At 54.6% G+C, this 18,151-nt stretch carries 19 protein-coding genes and 3 pseudogenes; 5 read left to right on the top strand and 17 right to left on the bottom strand.

The window, feature by feature from the left end; genetic code table 11:
• The first annotated feature begins 17 nt into the window (after nucleotides 1-17).
• A complete protein-coding gene (locus RSAL33209_RS15345) occupies nucleotides 18-293 on the top strand; it encodes a mycoredoxin (protein ID WP_012246827.1) in 276 nt (91 codons plus the stop codon).
• Between the two features lie 3 nt (nucleotides 294-296).
• Here RSAL33209_RS15345 and RSAL33209_RS15340 read toward each other — a convergent pair whose 3' ends face one another.
• The 13 genes and pseudogenes from RSAL33209_RS15340 to RSAL33209_RS15280 form a co-directional block, all read right to left on the bottom strand.
• Complete coding sequence (locus RSAL33209_RS15340) at nucleotides 297-983, bottom strand: lipoate--protein ligase family protein (protein WP_012246826.1); 687 nt, start codon at nucleotides 981-983, stop codon at nucleotides 297-299.
• A 4-nt stretch (nucleotides 984-987) separates the two neighbouring features.
• Nucleotides 988-1,272: pseudogene (locus RSAL33209_RS15335) on the bottom strand (DUF427 domain-containing protein).
• Between the two features lie 8 nt (nucleotides 1,273-1,280).
• Nucleotides 1,281-2,075: a thioesterase family protein gene (locus RSAL33209_RS15330; RefSeq protein ID WP_114597762.1), complete on the bottom strand. Its 795-nt coding sequence runs from the start codon at nucleotides 2,073-2,075 to the stop codon at nucleotides 1,281-1,283.
• Nucleotides 2,076-2,085: 10 nt separating this feature from the next.
• On the bottom strand, nucleotides 2,086-2,559 hold the full coding sequence (locus RSAL33209_RS15325) for a DedA family protein (RefSeq protein ID WP_012246822.1): 474 nt from the start codon (nucleotides 2,557-2,559) through the stop codon (nucleotides 2,086-2,088).
• Nucleotides 2,560-2,696: 137 nt separating this feature from the next.
• Nucleotides 2,697-3,674, bottom strand: a complete 978-nt coding sequence (gene nrdF / locus RSAL33209_RS15320; RefSeq protein ID WP_012246821.1) for a class 1b ribonucleoside-diphosphate reductase subunit beta — start codon at nucleotides 3,672-3,674, stop codon at nucleotides 2,697-2,699.
• A 73-nt stretch (nucleotides 3,675-3,747) separates the two neighbouring features.
• Nucleotides 3,748-5,868, bottom strand: coding sequence for a class 1b ribonucleoside-diphosphate reductase subunit alpha (gene nrdE, locus RSAL33209_RS15315; RefSeq protein ID WP_012246820.1), 2,121 nt, complete (start codon nucleotides 5,866-5,868; stop codon nucleotides 3,748-3,750).
• 74 nt (nucleotides 5,869-5,942) lie between these two features.
• On the bottom strand, nucleotides 5,943-6,368 hold the full coding sequence (nrdI, locus tag RSAL33209_RS15310; protein ID WP_049759029.1) for a class Ib ribonucleoside-diphosphate reductase assembly flavoprotein NrdI: 426 nt from the start codon (nucleotides 6,366-6,368) through the stop codon (nucleotides 5,943-5,945).
• Between the two features lie 69 nt (nucleotides 6,369-6,437).
• Nucleotides 6,438-6,689 (bottom strand): glutaredoxin-like protein NrdH, encoded by a 252-nt coding sequence (gene nrdH / locus RSAL33209_RS15305; protein ID WP_041684883.1) that lies wholly within the window; start codon nucleotides 6,687-6,689, stop codon nucleotides 6,438-6,440.
• A gap of 423 nt (nucleotides 6,690-7,112) precedes the next feature.
• The gene (locus RSAL33209_RS15300; protein WP_012246817.1) at nucleotides 7,113-8,333 is read right to left on the bottom strand and encodes an SAM-dependent methyltransferase; all 1,221 of its coding nucleotides are present in this window, start codon (nucleotides 8,331-8,333) and stop codon (nucleotides 7,113-7,115) included.
• Nucleotides 8,330-9,589: an SAM-dependent methyltransferase gene (locus RSAL33209_RS15295; RefSeq protein WP_012246816.1), complete on the bottom strand. Its 1,260-nt coding sequence runs from the start codon at nucleotides 9,587-9,589 to the stop codon at nucleotides 8,330-8,332. Before RSAL33209_RS15295 ends, RSAL33209_RS15300 begins: the two co-directional genes overlap by 4 nt.
• Complete coding sequence (locus tag RSAL33209_RS15290; RefSeq protein WP_012246815.1) at nucleotides 9,586-10,365, bottom strand: DUF1365 domain-containing protein; 780 nt, start codon at nucleotides 10,363-10,365, stop codon at nucleotides 9,586-9,588. Before RSAL33209_RS15290 ends, RSAL33209_RS15295 begins: the two co-directional genes overlap by 4 nt.
• Nucleotides 10,353-11,654, bottom strand: a complete 1,302-nt coding sequence (locus RSAL33209_RS15285; protein WP_012246814.1) for an NAD(P)/FAD-dependent oxidoreductase — start codon at nucleotides 11,652-11,654, stop codon at nucleotides 10,353-10,355. Before RSAL33209_RS15285 ends, RSAL33209_RS15290 begins: the two co-directional genes overlap by 13 nt.
• Nucleotides 11,655-11,691: 37 nt before the next feature.
• Nucleotides 11,692-12,339: an alpha/beta hydrolase family protein gene (locus RSAL33209_RS15280; protein ID WP_049759028.1), complete on the bottom strand. Its 648-nt coding sequence runs from the start codon at nucleotides 12,337-12,339 to the stop codon at nucleotides 11,692-11,694.
• A 147-nt stretch (nucleotides 12,340-12,486) separates the two neighbouring features.
• Here RSAL33209_RS15280 and RSAL33209_RS15275 point away from each other — a divergent pair.
• Nucleotides 12,487-12,792 (top strand): annotated as a pseudogene (locus RSAL33209_RS15275) (LysR family transcriptional regulator); the annotation flags it as partial.
• Nucleotides 12,793-12,821: 29 nt separating this feature from the next.
• On the opposite strand, the pseudogene RSAL33209_RS17320 reads toward RSAL33209_RS15275, so the two are convergent.
• Nucleotides 12,822-14,087: pseudogene (locus RSAL33209_RS17320) on the bottom strand (IS3 family transposase).
• A gap of 58 nt (nucleotides 14,088-14,145) precedes the next feature.
• Here RSAL33209_RS17320 and RSAL33209_RS18295 point away from each other — a divergent pair.
• The gene (locus RSAL33209_RS18295) at nucleotides 14,146-14,454 is read left to right on the top strand and encodes a MerR family transcriptional regulator (RefSeq protein ID WP_267895950.1); all 309 of its coding nucleotides are present in this window, start codon (nucleotides 14,146-14,148) and stop codon (nucleotides 14,452-14,454) included.
• A gap of 110 nt (nucleotides 14,455-14,564) precedes the next feature.
• Nucleotides 14,565-14,954, top strand: coding sequence for a GyrI-like domain-containing protein (locus tag RSAL33209_RS18290; RefSeq protein WP_199533224.1), 390 nt, complete (start codon nucleotides 14,565-14,567; stop codon nucleotides 14,952-14,954).
• 83 nt (nucleotides 14,955-15,037) lie between these two features.
• Here RSAL33209_RS18290 and RSAL33209_RS15255 read toward each other — a convergent pair whose 3' ends face one another.
• The gene (locus tag RSAL33209_RS15255; protein ID WP_012246809.1) at nucleotides 15,038-15,463 is read right to left on the bottom strand and encodes a VOC family protein; all 426 of its coding nucleotides are present in this window, start codon (nucleotides 15,461-15,463) and stop codon (nucleotides 15,038-15,040) included.
• A gap of 102 nt (nucleotides 15,464-15,565) precedes the next feature.
• Here RSAL33209_RS15255 and RSAL33209_RS15250 point away from each other — a divergent pair, with 102 nt between their 5' ends.
• Nucleotides 15,566-16,303, top strand: coding sequence for a potassium channel family protein (locus tag RSAL33209_RS15250; RefSeq protein ID WP_041684882.1), 738 nt, complete (start codon nucleotides 15,566-15,568; stop codon nucleotides 16,301-16,303).
• Here RSAL33209_RS15250 and RSAL33209_RS15245 read toward each other — a convergent pair.
• Together RSAL33209_RS15245 and RSAL33209_RS15240 are read right to left on the bottom strand one after the other, a co-directional pair.
• The gene (locus tag RSAL33209_RS15245; protein ID WP_041685958.1) at nucleotides 16,272-16,937 is read right to left on the bottom strand and encodes a response regulator transcription factor; all 666 of its coding nucleotides are present in this window, start codon (nucleotides 16,935-16,937) and stop codon (nucleotides 16,272-16,274) included. The genes RSAL33209_RS15250 and RSAL33209_RS15245 overlap by 32 nt on opposite strands.
• Complete coding sequence (locus RSAL33209_RS15240; protein ID WP_145962104.1) at nucleotides 16,934-18,070, bottom strand: sensor histidine kinase; 1,137 nt, start codon at nucleotides 18,068-18,070, stop codon at nucleotides 16,934-16,936. Before RSAL33209_RS15240 ends, RSAL33209_RS15245 begins: the two co-directional genes overlap by 4 nt.
• Between the last annotated feature and the right edge of the window lie 81 nt (nucleotides 18,071-18,151).

Raw genomic sequence — 18,151 nt, 5'->3', positions numbered from 1 at the left:
CAGGAGAACGAACAAGAATGAGTTTGACCAACAGCATTGAGTACACCCCGGCTGCCGGCACGATTACGATGTTTTCCACGTCATGGTGTGGATATTGCCGCAGACTAAAATCGCAGCTTGATTCGCCGGGAATCGGCTACACCGAAATCAATATCGAAGAAGTAGCAGGCAGCGCAGAACTGGTTGAACAACTCAACAACGGTAACCAGACCGTGCCTACCGTGATTTTCCCGGACGGCACAGCCGCTACAAATCCTTCGCTACTTGAAGTCAAGGAACGCTTGGCAGCCTAAGCGTTACAGGCCGTATGCAGCTAACAATGCTGCCTTAACGTCTTCGACGACTAGGCCCGGTTGCAAGTCATTGGCCGCCCCTGCGGTTGTGGGGTCCCAGTCCAGCCCTAGCTCGCGGTAGCAATCGATCAGCACATCTCGAAGCGGGTCGCCGTTTTCAACGATTATCACTGAGCTGAATAACCAGGCACCGGCAACAACGCGCTGGGCCGTGCCAACCAGCTTCAGGCTCAAGCCAGAGCCGTTGCCGTGCACACTAAATTCGCCCGGGCAATATTCGCCGGGAATTTCGCCAATTCCAGCGTCGACGCCAACGTTCTGCAATACCTCAGCGAACAGTTGGCCAAAATAGCTAAATCTAGATTTCGCCTTGAGAACCGCATCGGTTTCCGGCTCAAGATGATCTACCACTAGACAGCCTTGGTGGTAAGGCGCTACCCTTCCACCAGCCTTCCGAACCAACGGTTCAAAGCCGTGCCGACGAGCAGCAGCAGCCGAAGCCGCAAACCCCGGCAAATTCGCATCCCGCTGGCCAAACGCCATCGTTGGTTCTGGACGATACAAACGCAAAGTCCGGCCACGCTGGCCAGCTTTCACCTCAGCAAGTAAATCGAGACCAGTTTGGAGATCTGCTTCGGCCCCCGCAGATTCAGTCTGGTCGATCAGATCGATGGATCCTGCAGATCCCAACGGCTCAATCAGCGATCGTCACACCCTTCCAAAAGGCGACTCGATCCAGCACCATTTCGGCACCTTTCAAAGGTTCTGGGTAGTACCAAGCGGCGTCAGTATTGCTTTCACCATTGACGTTTAAGGTGAAGTAGCTGGCTTCGCCCTTCCAACGACAGCTCGAATGCATATCAGTTGGTTAGAGTACATCTGAACGCACTGAAGCTAGCGGAAAGTATTTATTTCCCTCCACAAGCTCAATATCGTCAGATTCAGCGATTACTTCGCCATTCCAGATTGCCTTAGCCATGGCTCCTCCTACTGTTGAGTGGTCGCTCGCACGGTCAAAATCTGTTCAGCCCGCCCAAAGGGACCTCTATGATCATTCAGCACCGAGGAGGTCAATCCTACTCCGTCGCTGCCGAAGGTCACTGAAGTATCCAGCCCTAGCCATTCACCCTCGGGCTCACGGTAGAGATGAATCGAAAGATCGGTATTGGGGTAAATATAGGTGCCTTCGCCCGGGGCAATCCGTGGCGCTATGCCATTGGCGGTGTCTGCTACACCAATGAGCTTTACCAGGTCTTCAGTGGGTTCACCTTCCACCATTGCGTATCTTCCGCGCAGCCAGGACTGCCCTCGACCCGGGACCGCACCAGGAACTGATTGCAGATCAATCGATCGAATATAGCCACCGGGCCATTCAGCCAGCCCCTGCGCACTAGTCGCCTCACTCAACGAAGGCATTGCCGCGTCGCCCAAGCCCGCGACCGCCGTCGTATCTGAACGCTGTAAACACCAGGCCGTGGCGCGAACGGCGGCACGACCGCTTGCAATCATCTCTGCCTGGACCAACTCAATGGTCTTCCCTGGCCGGAGTACTTTGCACTCGATACTGAACTCGCCACCGGGGATCATGCCCAAGATATCGAAGTTGATTCGAGCCATCCGCAAATCGGGGCGTGGCGAAAACGCCTCTAGCTCACGGACAAGAATGCCGGAAACCGGCGCCATGTGCTGCTCGTTTGGGTTCCAGGCGCCCTGCGCGTGGATCGTGGATTCGTAGCGGCCTTCGCCGAGCTTACGGTAATAAGATTCTGCCTCTGTCTGCACCAGATCGATATTACCGGTTTGCGGAGCGGACTTTGCGACGCCATAAAATGGCAGCAACAATGGCCACTGCAATGAGAAAAAGCACCACGAAGCTGGCAGGTTCGCCGCCAAAGGCCGCAATTGTCGCGTTGATCGCGGCCAAACCAATGGTGGCGTAGAGCAGCGCCCAAATCACCGAGCCAGCAATTACGGCAGGCAGGTAGCGACTCGGGTACGGCATGCGGCCGACGCCGGCGGCCAGGTTGATCGCAGTTTGCAAGCCCACGGTCATAAAGCAGATGGCGACGGCGGGAGCTCCCCAGCGCGCAATGATCGACTCTGCGCGGGCCATAGGTGCCGAATCCAAGTACTTTTTGAGATTGGTTTTCCGGCCGCCGGCTGCTGCGCCACGCCCTAGCCAGTAGGTGACGTTTGCACGTGCCATCACGATGCAAAACAGAGAAAGAAATGCCCAGCCGAAAGGCAGCGACGTGAAAAAGTCCATTGCCCCTCCCCAAGCTAGTTGCTGACTCTATCGTTTCACATCAGCGAAAAACGCGTTGAGGGGTCGTGTTATGACGCTAAAAACGGTATTAGCGTCATAACACGACCCCTCAACGAGAGAGCGCGGCAGTTTAGGACTTAGAAGTCCCAGTCCTCGTCTTCGGTATTAACAGCCTTGCCAATCACGTAAGACGAGCCGGAGCCAGAGAAGAAGTCGTGATTCTCATCGGCGTTCGGTGACAACGCGGAAAGGATCGCAGGGTTGACGTCCGTTACCGTGCTCGGGAACATCGCTTCGTAGCCCAAGTTCATCAACGCCTTGTTCGCGTTGTAATGCAGGAACTTTTTGACGTCCTCAGCCAAGCCGACAGCGTCGTAAAGGTCGTGCGTGTACTGAATTTCGTTCTCGTAGAGCTCGTAGAGCAAATCAAAGGTGTAAGCCTTGATCTCTTCACGACGCTCTTCGGAAACCTTCTCCAAGCCCTTCTGGAACTTGTAGCCGATGTAATAGCCGTGTACTGCTTCATCGCGGATGATCAAACGGATCAAGTCTGCCGTGTTAGTCAGCTTTGCGCGTGAAGACCAGTACATCGGCAGGTAGAAGCCCGAGTAGAACAAGAACGACTCAAGCAACGTCGAAGCAACCTTGCGCTTGAGCGGGTCATCGCCGGTGTAGTAGTTCATGACAATCTGCGCCTTTTTCTGCAGATTCTCATTCTCCACCGACCAACGGAAAGCCTCGTCGATCTCCTTGGTGGAGCACAAGGTAGAGAAGATCGACGAGTAGCTCTTCGCGTGTACCGACTCCATGAACGCGATGTTCGTGTAGACAGCTTCTTCATGCGGTGTGATCGCATCAGGGATCAAGCTGACCGCACCCACAGTACCCTGCAGGGTGTCCAACAACGTCAAGCCGGTAAACACTCGCATGGTGAGCTGCTGCTCGTCCGGTGTCAGAGTTGCCCAGGACTGCACGTCGTTGGACAACGGCACCTTTTCCGGCAGCCAAAAGTTGTTTACCAAACGGTTCCAGACCTCGACGTCTTTATCGTCTTGGATCCGGTTCCAGTTGATCGCCTGGACCTGGTCGACCAGTTTGAGCTTCTCGGGTGTCATGTCTTCTTCCTGAACTGAATGCCGAAGTGAACCGCGAACGCGGGTGATGCCTTGCCGACGTCGTGGATGGCCGTTACAGCATGCAGCTGACGCAGCCCTCGACTTCGGTGCCTTCGAGTGCCAACTGGCGCAGACGGATGTAGTAAACCGTCTTGATGCCTTTACGCCATGCATAGATCTGGGCTTTGTTGATATCGCGAGTGCTGGCGGTGTCTTTGAAGAACAGCGTCAAAGACAAACCCTGGTCCACGTGCTGAGTAGCAGCAGCGTAGGTGTCGATGATCTTCTCGTAACCAATTTCGTACGCATCCTGGTAGAACTCCAGGTTGTCGTTGGTCAAATACGGCGCCGGGTAGTAAACACGGCCGATTTTGCCTTCTTTACGGATCTCAATCTTCGAGGCCACCGGGTGGATCGAGGACGTCGAGTTGTTGATGTAGCTGATCGAGCCAGTGGGCGGTACTGCTTGCAGGTTCTGGTTGTAGATGCCGTGCTCCATAATCGAAGCCTTCAGCGAACGCCAGTCGTCCTGAGTCGGAATGTGCACATTGGCAAAGAGCTCACGCACTCGCTCCGTCTGCGGCAGCCGCTCCTGATCGGTGTACTTGTCGAAGAATTCACCGGAGGCGTACTTCGAGTTCTCGAAGCCACCAAAGGTTTCGCCAGTCTCAATCGCCAACAGGTTCGAAGCGCGCAAGGCGTGATAGACCACGGTGTAGAAGTAGATATTGGTGAAGTCCAAACCTTCTTCGGAGCCGTAGTGCACCCGCTCCCGCGCAAGGTAACCATGCAAGTTCATCTGACCCAAGCCAATTGCTCGCGAAGCCCGGTTGCCCTTAGCGATAGACGGTACTGACCTGATGTCGGACATGTCCGACACCGCGGACAAGGCCCGAATCGAAGTCTCGATCGTGTTGCCGAAGTCAGGCGAGTCCATGGTTCGCGCAATATTCAGCGAGCCCAAGTTACAGGAGATATCCTTACCGGTCTCGGCATAAGACAAGTCATCGTTGTAAACGGTTGGCTTGGAAACCTGCAGGATCTCTGAGCACAAGTTGCTCATGATGATCTTGCCTTCGATCGGGTTAGCCCGGTTTACCGTGTCCTCGAACATGATGTACGGGTAGCCAGATTCAAATTGGATCTCAGCGAGCGTTTGGAAGAACTCGCGGGCCTTGATCTTGGTCTTCTTGATCCGCGAATCGTCGACCATTTCGTAGTACTTTTCGGTGACCGAAATGTCGGAGAACGGTATGCCATAGACCTTCTCGACGTCGTACGGGGAGAACAAGTACATGTCCTCATCGCGCTTGGCCAGCTCGAAGGTGATATCCGGTACTACTACGCCCAGCGAAAGCGTCTTAATACGGATTTTCTCGTCTGCGTTCTCACGCTTGGTGTCGAGGAAGCGGTTGATGTCTGGGTGGTGCGCGTGCAGATACACTGCGCCGGCACCTTGCCGAGCACCAAGCTGGTTCGCGTAGGAGAAGCTGTCTTCAAGCAATTTCATCACTGGAATAACACCAGAAGATTGGTTCTCGATCTGCTTGATCGGCGCACCAACTTCACGAATGTTAGTCAAGGCAAAAGCCACACCACCGCCACGCTTGGAAAGCTGCAAAGCAGAGTTGATCGAGCGGCCGATCGACTCCATATTGTCTTCGATACGGAGCAGGAAGCAGGAAACCAATTCGCCGCGCTGGGCCTTACCCGCGTTAAGGAAGGTAGGCGTCGCTGGCTGGAAACGTCCGTCAATGATTTCGTCAACGAGCTTCAGCGCTAGATCCTCGTTACCGCGCGCCAGGTGCAGGGCCACCATGCACACGCGATCCTCGTAGCGCTCCAAGAAACGCTTTCCGTCGAAAGTTTTGAGCGTGTAGGAGGTGTAGAACTTGAACGCGCCAAGGAAGGTCTCGAAGCGGAACTTCTTCTTGTAGGCGCGGTTGTAGAGCTCGCGGATGAAGTTCATCGTGTACTGATCGAGGGTTTCCCGCTCGTAGTACTGATTTTTCACCAGGTAATCGAGCTTCTCTTCCAGGTCATGGAAGAACACGGTGTTGTTATTGACGTGTTGCAGGAAGTACTGGTGCGCAGCTTCACGATCAGCGTCGAATTGGATGTTGCCATCCGCATCGTACAAATTGAGCATCGCATTGAGCTCGTGGTACCCCAGGCCCTGGTATGCGGCCGGCAGATCGTTCTTCTTGATAGCCGGAGCGGTGTCTACCGCTTCGCCTGCGTTGTCCCTTTCGGGGCGGGCGCTAGCGCTCACTGCGCCTGCAACTGTCGTGTCCAAAATTGTTCCAATCCCTGATGAAACCGATCCACATCTTCCGGTGTGCCCATAAGTTCGAATTGATAAAGAAGGGGAACTTTGCACTTAGTAGCGATGATGTCGCCTGCCAAGCAGTAGGTTTCCCCAAAATTTGTATTTCCAGCGGCAATAACGCCCCGGATCAGTGATCGATTTTCCGCTACGTTGAGGAATTTGATCACTTGTTTTGGCACCGCCCCGTGTCCTGTCTCGCCACCATAAGTGGGTAAAACCAGAACAAACGGTTCAGTAGCCTTGAGAGTTTCGTCCTGAGTCTTCACCGGCAACCGCGCTGCCCCGACGTCGAGCTTGTCGACGAAGCGGTGGGTATTGCCGGATACCGAGGAGAAATAAATGACTCGACTATCGGTGGGATTCATAGCACCCTCCGCCAATCACCATCGGGCTGGCTGCTACAAACAACAGCGAGCACGACGGCGGCAAAGGACTTAGGCGACTGAACTCGCGGCGTCTGAGGCCTGGGCAATCGCATCAATTTTGTCCGGACGAAATCCTGACCAGTGATCCTGCTCAGTGACTACCACCGGAGCTTGTAAGTAGCCGAACGCACGAACGCGCTCCAACGCCTCGGGATCCTGTGACAGATCGACGCTCTGGTAGGTGATGCCCTTCTTGTCGAGGGCTCGGTAAGTGGCATTGCACTGCACACATGCTGGCTTCGTGTAAACCGTGACGGTCATGATCTTTCGTCCCCTTAGTGCATTCAAATCGAATGCTGTTCTGGTCCGCCTGCTGTACTGGCTTGAACTGTAATTATTTGCGGAGCTTTTATGCTTCACTCTTTGGCTTCACCTACCAGTTGGGCCTTTCGGCGAACTGGTCTAGATCCGTAAATCGATACTACATATAGTGCAGGCGGTTTGCTTGGACCCCAAGATGATGTATTACAAGTATGTCATTTTATGCACCAATAGTCCACAGGAGATGCCAAAAAAATCAGCGGAATTCCGGACTTTTAAGCCACCTTGTCCACAGTCTGTGGACGACTTACGCACTTAAATAACGCGGCGTGTCGCAACCGGCTGGCGTGTCGTGTCTCGACCAAATATTGCCGGTTAAACACTAAGTCCCACTGAACTCTAAGGTTTAGTGGGAAGAAATAGTCAGGTGCGCCGCATCAAAATCTGCTCTACGCCCATTCGGCCCTGGGCGAAAGTCAATTCACCACCGGCCAAGTACAGTTCCCAGACTTTGGCGACTTCCAAGCCCATCATGGCCACCGCGTCGTCAAACCGTTTATCAAAGGTCTCTCGCCACGCCGCGATCGTCTGCACATAGTCTTTGCGCAAGGACTGAACTCCCTCGATTTCCAAGCCAACTTGCTCGAAAAAGCCCAAAGTTTCGCCTAACGGGCGCATGTGCATGTCTGGGGCAATAAATCCTTCAATGAAGGGACCGCCGCCAGGATACTTTCCGTGCCGCGACATTTGTTGGATAACAGCCGGAGCTCCCGGTTTAAGATTTGATTTCACCACTTGCGCGTACGTGCCATAGTTCTTCTGGCCAACGTGTTCGCCCATCTCAAGCGAGACGACGGCGTCGAATGGCCCACCAGTGATCTCTCGATAATCCTGTAGCCGGATTTCCACCTGCTCTGAAACCCCGCGCTGCCGGGCCCGTTCTTGCGCAAAGGCACGCTGCTCGACAGAAATAGTTACTCCGACCATTTGAACGTCGAAAAGCTCTGCTAGCTCGATCGACAACGATCCCCAACCGCAACCTATGTCCAGAACTCGCATCCCGAGCTTTAAACCGAGCTTTTCACCGACTAGCCGACACTTATCGCCCTGCGCCTGGTGCACGTCTTGCGCGCCAGCGCCCCAGTAACCGGAGGAGTATGCCAGCCGCTCATCAAGAATCAGTGCGTAAAAATCATTGGACAGATCATAGTGATGGCCAATCGCCCGTTTATCTCGAAGCTTGGAATGCAATCGACCAACCAATTTGGCTTGCGAATCCGGTGCAGCCAGTCGCGGTCCAATTGCCCCCGCGGAACGAGCTAGCCGAGCCAACTTTCCCAGCAACGCCGGTGTGACTTTAATGGCAGAGAGCTCACGCTCCTGAACTACTTCCCACACCTGACGCAACGCTGGATACAGTCCACCGGAAACCTCTAGCTCACCCAAAACATATGACTGAGACAGCGCCAACTCCCCCGGGCCCCAAAGCTGTCTGCGTAAAACTGCCGGTGAATTCAATTTCACCACCGGGCGGTCATCATGATCCTTCTCAGGAGTCGAAGAACCATCCCAGGAGCGAATCCGGACTGGCAGTTCGCCCCCAACTAGTGGCTCGAGCAATGCGGCAAGTTCTTGGGCGATCATGAATTGTTTTCCTTGGCTTTGCGAAGTTGGAACTGCTGAACATCGAGATATCCCGAGGCGAAACCAGCACGCGAATATGCCAGGTAAAAGTGCCACATCCGGCGGAAAGTCTCATCAAAGCCAAGCTCATCGACTTTTCCGGCATTGCGAGCGAATTGTTCGTCCCAAAGCCGCAGCGTCTGCGCATAGTGCTGGCCGAATGCCAGCCGATTTTCCACTCTCAGCCCGTTCAACGAAGACTGTTCGGAAATCAGCTCCGCGGAAGGAATCATGCCACCCGGGAAAATGTACTTGTGCACCCAGGTGTAGCTGTTGCGCGTGGCCAGCATGCGTTCGTGCCCGATGGTTATTGCCTGTAGCCCAATAGCTCCGCCTGGTTTGAGCCGTGCGGACAAGGTTCGGAAATACTCTGGCATGAATTCGAAGCCCACTGCTTCAATCATTTCCACCGAAACTATCGCGTCGAAAGTACCTTCAACCTTTCGGTAATCCAACAGCTCGATCTGCACCGAGTCAGCAAAGCCCGCGCTTTGGATCCGATCTTCGGCAAGTTCTTTCTGCTCACTACTGAGCGTCACCGAGTAAACCTGAGCACCTCTTCTGGCCGCCCGGAGCGCCAATTCACCCCAGCCGGTGCCGATTTCCAATAGTCGAGTGCCTTCGGTGACGCCGGCTAAGTCAAGTAATCGGTCGATTTTCGCTTCCTGGGCTGAAGCCAAGCGGTCGAACCCTGGCTGATCAAGATCAACAAAATAGGCTGAGGAATAGCTCATCGTCTCGTCCAAAAACTCGGCAAATAGTTCATTGGAGAGGTCATAGTGCCGGGAGATATTATTCCGCGAATTACCTTCAGTGTTCCGTTCACGTTGCGGCTGGTGCGGAAGCAATGCGCCACGAAGCGTTTGCAAGGGTTGTGGGATCAATTTGGACACCTTGGAGGCGAAGACCGTCATCAGGGCTGCGAGGTCCTCGGCTTCCCACTCACGTGCCATATACGACTCGCCTAGCCCGATCAGGCCGTTGTGAGCGATCCGCGCATAGAAGCTGTCCGGTTCGCGAAGGTCCATTCTGGGACCGCCCAAGCCCATTGTCGATCCGTCCGGCTGTGCGACCAGAATTGGCAATCTTTTGACGGCAGCCCGGAACAATGAGCCGGCGATGGGTTGACCGGCTCGCGCACGAAACGACGACGGCGGCATCGCAACATCTGGCCAAAGATCGGCCCGAACCTTCGCGGTAGGGATAGTGTGCGTCATTTGAGGACCTCCTCGACGTGTGCAACTGAGTTGTTCCTCTGCTGCGCGGGTTGGTATTGGCTTTGTGGCGGCGTCTTTGGTCTAGTTTGCACTGGCAACTTACGCAACCAAAGCTTGACTCCCTGATAAAAAATTTGCACACTTACCCGCAGTGGTGCCAGTGGGATATCAACCAACATACGGCCGATATTACGAGTAGTTGCTGGTAGTCGATTGCCAAGAACACTTGCCACAAACGGCTTCGATCTTTCCCGCTCCAGGACAATGGAAAGCCGCGCCTTTTCGCCAGGCTCCGGCAGGTGCATCCGGTACTGGCCGTCTACTGGGTAGAACGGTGAAACGTAGAATTTTTTGTTCACGCGAGCGGTGTCGCTGACCTCTGGACCTAAAAGATACAAATGCCGTTGACCATAGGTATTGTGCACTTCGGCAATCACGCAAGCTAGGCTGCCATCTTCGTGATGACACCAAAACAGCGATAGCGGATTGAAAACATACCCCAGTACGGCAGCATTACTCAGCATCGTAATTTTGCCGATTGATTCAATTCCTTGATCCGCAAGATATTGACGCACGTTGGTTGTGATACTTAGGCCGGCATCACCCACATGATCTTTGCTGCGAAACTGCGCGAAGGGCGCAAGCCACCAGGGTAAAACCGGTAAATCGTCAACATCCACAAACCATTGGTAACTGAGGTAGGAAAATTCATTGTGCACGGGTTCCCGGCGCACATGACGAACCGTGATTTGGTAGATCGAGCTCACTGCGGCCATTGTCCGCCTAGCCTTTCTGCAGCCTTCAGCCCAGATAGCGCACCGTCTTCGTGGAACCCCCAACCGTGATAGGCGCCAGCAAAGACCACGCGCTCGGTGCAGATTTCGGCGAGCTTGGCTTGTGCGGCCAAAGAAGCCGGCGAATATTGTGGGTGCTCGTAAACCATGTAGTCGATAATCTCCGAATCAGAGATCCCTCCAGATTCGCCCAGACTCACCACGAGCCTGCCGTCCTCGGCGCTCAAAGATTGCAAACGACTAAGGTCGTAGCTCACTAAAACGCTGTCGGGCGTCGCATCACAATCAGGCAGGTAATAGTTCCAGGAAGCGCGTGCTTTTTCTGCTCGCGGCAGCACAGTCTCATCTGTGTGCAAGTAGGTTTCGTTGCGCGAATATGGCATCGCCGTCAATACTTCATGCTGTGCGACGGTTGCTTTGGTGCCCAAGATCTGGGCGGCCTGCTGCGGATGGGTGGCCAAGACGACGGCGTCGAAAATCTGGCTCTCCGAATGCAGGTCTTCATTCCAGCGCACTTCGACGCCGTGCGCCAGCTCCGTCACTGAGGACACTCGAGCTTCGAGCTTGACCGTGGTGATCGATTTAGCGATCCTTCGCACATACTCACGGGAGCCGCCGTCGACCGTTCGCCACTGCGGCGAGCCCTTGATGCCCAGCATGCCGTGGTGGGAGAGAAATCCGAACAGGTACCTTGCCGGATATTGCTGCGCGGTCGATGCGTCACATGACCATACTGCCGAAACTACCGGTGTGATGAAATGGCTGCGGAAATATTTGCTGAAGTGTTCTGCCGCCAAAAACTCACCAAGCGTGGTTTGCGACTCTGGCAAAGCCAAGAGCGCCCGAGCTTTTCGGTGGAATCGCAAAACTTCGCCCAGCATCCGCAAGTACTTTGGTCTAACGAATGAACTCAATTTTGGAAACAGGCCGGTAAAGCCCTTAGCGCCGGCGTATTCAAGTCCGCAGCCAGCGCATTTGATCGACATCGACATATCCGACGGCTTAGTTGGAACGTCAAGCTGCGTGAACATTCGGATCAGCATTGGGTAGGTTCGCTCGTTGTAGACAATAAAACCAGTATCTACGGCCGTGCCATCTGCCAGCTCGTGGGTGTGGGCATGGCCGCCTAACCTGTCGTCTGCTTCAAAAAGAGTTACCTCTGCGGAAGCACTCAGCACCCAAGCTGCTACGAGTCCAGAGACTCCGCTGCCAATGACAGCAACCGATTTTGGCTGCTCAAGCAGGCTACTATCTTGGTCTGTCGTGGCCACGTGGCGCGCTCCTTTGGCGATTGCTTAGCTTTCATCGTTAATTCGGAGCGGCTTGGTGCTGGGATGGGTGCAACCATCCAACAGCCGTTTCAGCGGTGATTCGTTGCCATTGGCTAGGATTTCGGAGCATGAAATGCCCGCCAGGCATTGCCCGCCAGCTCGCGTCAACTCCGTTGCTTTTGGCAATCTGGACCTGTTGCGCTGAATTACTCGGGTCAGTCCAACCGTCAGAGGTGCCATGCATAACCAGTAGGTGCTGTGACGCTCTGAAGAGTTCGCCCTCTTGCTGTGGCCACCAGGGCGCCAACGCAACGGTACCGACAACCTGCGGTTCCTGGCTGAGATAGGCGGCCGCGCGGCCACCCATTGAATGCCCAACCAGCACAATCGGTACTTGGACAAAATGCGCACTCAATTCTTTGATCGCCCATTTTCCATCCACCACCTGAGCTTGAAGCTGCTCATTCCAGCCCCTCTGGCGGTAGCGCAGCTGCGCCACTGCGATGCCGTACGGCCTGCCGGTCGCTGCAAGTAACGAACTAAATGGTCGCATCCGCAAACTGGAGAGATGCCACGGCTTTGAGCCCGCAGTGCTTTTCGGCTTGCCACCATGTAGCACCAGAATTACCGCGTCAACCGGCCCATCTGGGAGCAGCAAAACAAACCCGGCGTGTTGTGCTTTCATCCCCGCTCCTGTCGGTCTTATCTTTGAGCCAGACCATAGGCTTAGAATCGAGATACATTTATCAAGTCGTGAGGGATTCGGCGCACTCATTCCACTGGATGGGTCGCCAACAGAGCGGCTCATTCGCTAATCGCCAGGAGGAAACAGATCGTCAATCCGATCCACTTGCGGACCCTTTTGGAGGTAAATCGGCGAGGTTCTTTTGCAGCCGCTGCCGATCAACTTGGCTACACGGCGTCGGCAGTCTCGCAGCAAATGGCCGCACTCGAACGAGAAACCGGCGTCGGACTATTTGTTCGTTCGGCTCGGTCTGTGCAACCCCCTGATGCCGCCTTGGTAATGGCCCGGCACGCGGCAAAGGTCCTCACCGACCTCGATGCGCTGATGGCGGCGGCAACAAGATCACCGGATGGTTCACACAAAGAGCTACAGCTTGGCATCTTTCCTTCGCTTGAAGCGCCCCGGTGTGTCCGGAGGGTTTCTCAGACGATGAGCCTGTCGGCGGCTGCCGTGCTCTGGTAGTGATTGTAGTAGTGGTTTTCTAGCTCTACTGGTGGGATGTCTCCGCAGTACTGGTAGAGCCTTCGGTGGTTGTACCAATCGGCCCATTCAGCAGTGCCGATTTCGACTTCTTCTAGAGTCCGCCAGGGCTTGCCGGGTTTGATCAGCTCGGTCTTATAAAGCCCGTTGATGGTTTCCGCCAAGGCGTTGTCGTAACTATCACCCACAGAACCGATCGAGGGGCGGATACCGGCCTGGGCCAGGCGTTCGGTGAAGGCCAAGGAGGCGTATTGAGCCCCGGCATCGTGATGATGAATCACCCCGGAAATCTCAGCCCCGGCCCGTTCACGACTCCAGATTGCCTGATTAACTGCGTTGAGCACTAGCACGGTGTTCATAGAAGCACTCGCTGACCAGCCCAGGATCCTCCGAGAGTAAGCATCGATCACGAAGGCAACATAGACCCACCCGGACCAGGTCGAAACATAGGTGAAATCATCTACCCATAGCCGATCCGGTGCCGTTGGTGTGAAATCACGGCGGACCAAGTCTTTCGCTCGGGCTGCCTTCGAGTCTTTGATCGTGGTGCGTTTGACCTTGCCACGGACCGCACCCTGTATGCCAAGTAACCCCATGAGCCGTTCTACCGTGCACCTGGCCACCGGCACACCTTCACGGTTCATCGCCAACCAGACTTTCCTGGTGCCGTGCACCCCGTAATTAGCGGCATACACCTTCTGGATCACGGGCTTGAGCACCTCATCACGTTGTTCTCGGTGAGATCGTGTTTTATCCACCCATTCGTAGTACGTGGACGGGGTGGTCTTCACCCCGTCCCAGTAAGCACCTGGCAGATCGACTCGACACCCCACCGCAATCCATTATTCTCGCGGTGACCGGCATGGTCCTTGATGTATTTCACGATCAGTGTTGTGGCGGTCGAGTTCGACCGCGAAAAAAGCTGAAGCACTCCGAAGGATCGCGTTCGCCCGTTTCAGCTCAGCGTTCTCACGCCGTAACCGTTTCAGCTCGGCCGATTCCGTGCTCGTTGTTCCAGTTCTAGTACCAACATCGATCTCGGCTTGCCGGACCCATTTACGCACCGTTTCCGGCACACCCACACCCAAAAGCTGGGCAACTTTTTGCATCGCCGCCCACTCCGAAGATGCACCCTCCATCTCCGCCACCATGTGCACCGTATGATCCTTCAACTCCTGCGGATACCGTGTCGTAGTTTTCCCTGCCATGTCCTGATCCTCTCAAACAAGAAAGTCTCCGGACACGCCGGGGCGATTCACCGGGGCGATTCATTTTGCCAGGCATGGCCAAGTATCTGTCCGAATGCTCAGACACTATGACGCGATCGGGCTGTTGACGCCGGCCGTAGTCCTGAGCACAGGCTATCGAAACTATCAGGTTGCTCAGCTTGCGCGGCTAAACCGGGTGGTGGCTCTGAAAGATCTTGGTTTCAATCTAGAACAGGTTGGCGCCATCATCGACGATCAGCTGAACCCAGAACAGCTCCGTGGGATGCTCAGATTGCGCCAGGCAGAGTTGCAGACGCAGCTCGCTGCGGACACTAAGCGGCTAGCTAATGTCGAAGCGAGACTCTAGCTTATTGAAAGTGAGGGCAGTATGCCTACTGAAGATATTCAAATCAAGAGCCTGCCAGCTGTTCGAATGGGGGAGCTGGTCGACGTGCCGAAGGTTTCGCGCCAGAGGCGATCGGCCCGGTAATCCAACCTCTTTATCCTCAGCTTTACAACCGGATTTCCGCCCTGGGTATCACTCCGATCTGGCCAGGAATTGCTTACTATGAGAACACCGACGACGGCGGCGTTTTGGTTCACGCCTCAGCGCCAGCGTCAGCAGATGTAGTGAGCGATGGCAGCTTCACCATCGTAGAGCTGCCCGCAGTTGAGCAGGCTGCCACCATTGTCCATCAAGGTCTCATGGACAATGTCATGTCTACTATTCAGACCATGGCTCGTTGGATTGAAACTAATGGCTACGTCTCAACCGGTCTCAATCGGGAACTTTACCTTGATTATGGCTGCAATGATCAGCCCGAAACCTGGGTGACTGAGATGCAGGAGCCGGTACGTAAAGCGTGAACGGACGTACGCATCGAGCGAATTGATGGCCAAAATAGAGCAGAAACGGGCCCCTGAGTAAAGCGTTGAGGGGCCTGTTTCTGCTAAATCAAAGGAAACTTCTGCCTGCTTGCGGCAGTTTGAAGCTCAGCCAGCTGTGGTTCGGTCACTCTTGATTCGATGACCGAAAGAACGTTGCCAGCTGGGTCCTTGAACCAAGCGATGAGCGGGCCGCCCCGGCGATTAATACCACGCTCGTCTACGCCCGGATACTTTTCAAACTGAACGCCGCGGCCGACCAGCTGGTCGATGGTCGCTTCAATTTCGTTGGTGGGAAAATTTAGGACCGTATAGCTCGCTGGTTCGTGGTCTGATTTTGGATAAATCAAATGTCGGTGACCACCGAAGTAGAGGTTGAGCATTCCATTGTTTTCCAGCACCTCCAGCCCCAGTTTTTCGGTGTAAAAAGACTGGGCTACAGCAATATCGTTTACTGAAAAGCCGCTGAACGTTTTTGCGAAGTCGATCATGTCTGTCCTCTTCTGATAGCTGATTCGATCCTAATCGCTCAGGCTGAGTGTCGGAAGGGCGGAGGCGTTATCGATGATGTTGCTTGTCCCTATTATGTCTCCATGACTCAGCAGATCTGGCAGCGCAGGATGGAATGGCCGCTCACCATTGTCTCGATCGTTTTTTTGTTCGCCTACGCGGTAGAAGTTCTTGCCGATTTACCTGAGAACAAGGCGCCCGTTCTTGAGGTGATTATGTGGGCGGTTTGGTTAATTTTTGCGGTCGATTATGTCGTCAATCTGGTGTTAGCTCCGCGAAAGCTAGCCTGGTTTGTCTGGAACCTCCACTTACTACTTATTGTGTTGCTGCCCATCTTGAGACCGCTTAGATTATTGCGGCTGGTCTCGTTCGTAACGTTAATTCAGCGGCGTGCTGGGACGGCCCTGCGCGGTCAAGTAGCTGCCTATGTCATTGTCTCTGCCGCACTGTTAGTTTTGGTGGGCTCATTAGCAATTCTCGATGCCGAGCAGAATATTGATGGCTCAAATATTAAGAATTTTGGCGAGGCTGTCTGGTGGGCCTGCGCAACAATATTGACGGTGGGTTATGGGGACTATTTTCCCGTGACCGCAATCGGCCGGACGGTAGCAGTGGGTCTTATGATCAGCGGCGTGGCGGTTCTTGGTGTGGTAACCGCGACCATCGCATCGTGGCTTGTAGAACGAGTCGCTGTGGAAAACCAGGCTGCCGAAAAGCCAGAATTCGAGGAATTGATGTCTGAACTCAAATCGCTTCGGGCGGAGATAGCGGCGTTGCGTGATTCTGCGGCTAACGGCCCGCGCGAGAATTCCACAGCGTGATAGCTTGAGCACGATCTCGAAGCTGGAGCTTGGCAAAAATGTTGTTTATGTGAGTCTTAACGGTCGCAACAGAAACGAAAGATTCTTGAGCAATTTCCTGATTGTTGCGGCCCGCCGCGATCAAGGCCAGAATTTCAGACTCGCGCTCGGTAAGTTCAGGGAACGATGGTTTCGAAGGCTTGAGTCCGGAAATGAGACGCCGGGCCACCGCGACGTCGAATGTCGCCTGTCCGGACGCTGTTGAGCGAATAGCCGCCAAAATTCGATCCCGTCCAGCGTCCTTTGTGAGATAGCTCCGCGCACCCGCTGCGAGCGCGGCTGAAATTGAGGCATCGTCCTGATACGTCGTCAAAATGATGATTGCCATCTCTGGATATTGGCTCAGCAACTCTTTGGTGGTTCCGACGCCGTCTAAAACTGGCATCTGCAAATCCAACAGTGTCACCTGTGGCTTGCAATCGATGGCTAATTTATTGATCTGCTGCAGTACATCGCGACCGTTCTCTGCAATGGCTACGACGTCAATGTCCTGAGCAAAAGCGAGGATGGTCGCCAATCCGTCGCGAATCAATGCTTGATCGTCGGCAAGTGCGACACTAATTGTTGTTCTGGCACCGAAGTTCGGCGCTGTCATGCTTGCAGCCACGCTCGGAGCATAAAGCGATTGCGGCTCGAGTCGATACTCAAGGTGCCGCGTAGCTCTTCCAGGCGCTCTCGAATTCCTAACAGTCCATTACCAGCTCCGCTGTTGGCCAGTTCGGCAGAGTTTTTCGTTGGTTCGGCCCGCGAAACAGAATTGCTGACCAAAAGGGAAATCGATTCCGGCTGGTAGCTCAAAATAGCCTCCACTTCTTCGCCTGATGCATGTTTGCGAGCATTATTGAGCGCTTCGGTTAGCACGGCAGCCAAAGTGCCTGCCACCACATTATCTAGTGCTCTAGGAGCTCCCTGTAGCTGCCAAAGAATGAGGCTGACGCCGTTTTGACGAAACGATTCGATGAGTTTGGCGCAGGATTGAGGCAGATCCGTAACATCGGCACGTAGCGCTTGCACCGCGCGTCGCGTGTCGTCAAGGCCCTCGATTGCCAGTCGACGCGCGCGACTGATTCTGCCGGCCAGCTCCGGCCCGCGATATCCGGATTCCTGAAGGGCTTCGGCCGCTTCGAGCTGAATTGCCAACCCACCTAAAGACTGGGCCAACACGTCGTGGATCTCTCTGGCGATTCTGGCACGTTCTGCCAAAACCGCCATTTGAGCTTCCCGTTGCGCCATGTGTTGCTGTTCGACAATTCGTAATCTGCCTTGCCGACGAATATAGCCCAGTGCCCATGCTGCCACCAAAGCGATCATTCCACCAGGCAAATTGAGCAACTCGATGCCTGAACCGGTGGTTCCACTGATCCCGCTAAAGGCAAAAATCACGCCAATGACGGCGACATAGCTGATCGAATAACCAATCCTGATTTCGGAAATGGCCGGGCTGGCGAAAACGGCCACCAACGTCATCACTAGACCAGCGCTGTACACCTGAGTGAGTGCGAGGGAAGCTAATAATCCGACTGTGCACCAAGCCACGAATCGTAGGCGAGGAACCAGGGTGTTCCCCAGGGAGATCGCGCCTAACCAGCAGATCACCGCAAGTAACAATAGCGCTATTGAACACAACGGGTAGCGTTCGGGACGATCATGCAGAATTGACGTGGCGAGTCCGGCCAGCACCAGTGCGCTAAGAAGCACCCGTACGGTTACGCCAATTTTGCTGTTCACAACGTGAATCGCAGTCAATCGGGGCCAGAATGTCAATCTAAACTGCTTCTTCGCAATAACGCAGGGCACTAGGTTTTGGTG

The organism is Renibacterium salmoninarum ATCC 33209 (genome assembly GCF_000018885.1).
Taxonomy (GTDB): Bacteria; Actinomycetota; Actinomycetes; order Actinomycetales; family Micrococcaceae; genus Renibacterium; species Renibacterium salmoninarum.
The sequence above is the reverse complement of the archived record's forward strand: the minus strand, read 5'-3'. Positions and strand labels throughout refer to the sequence as shown.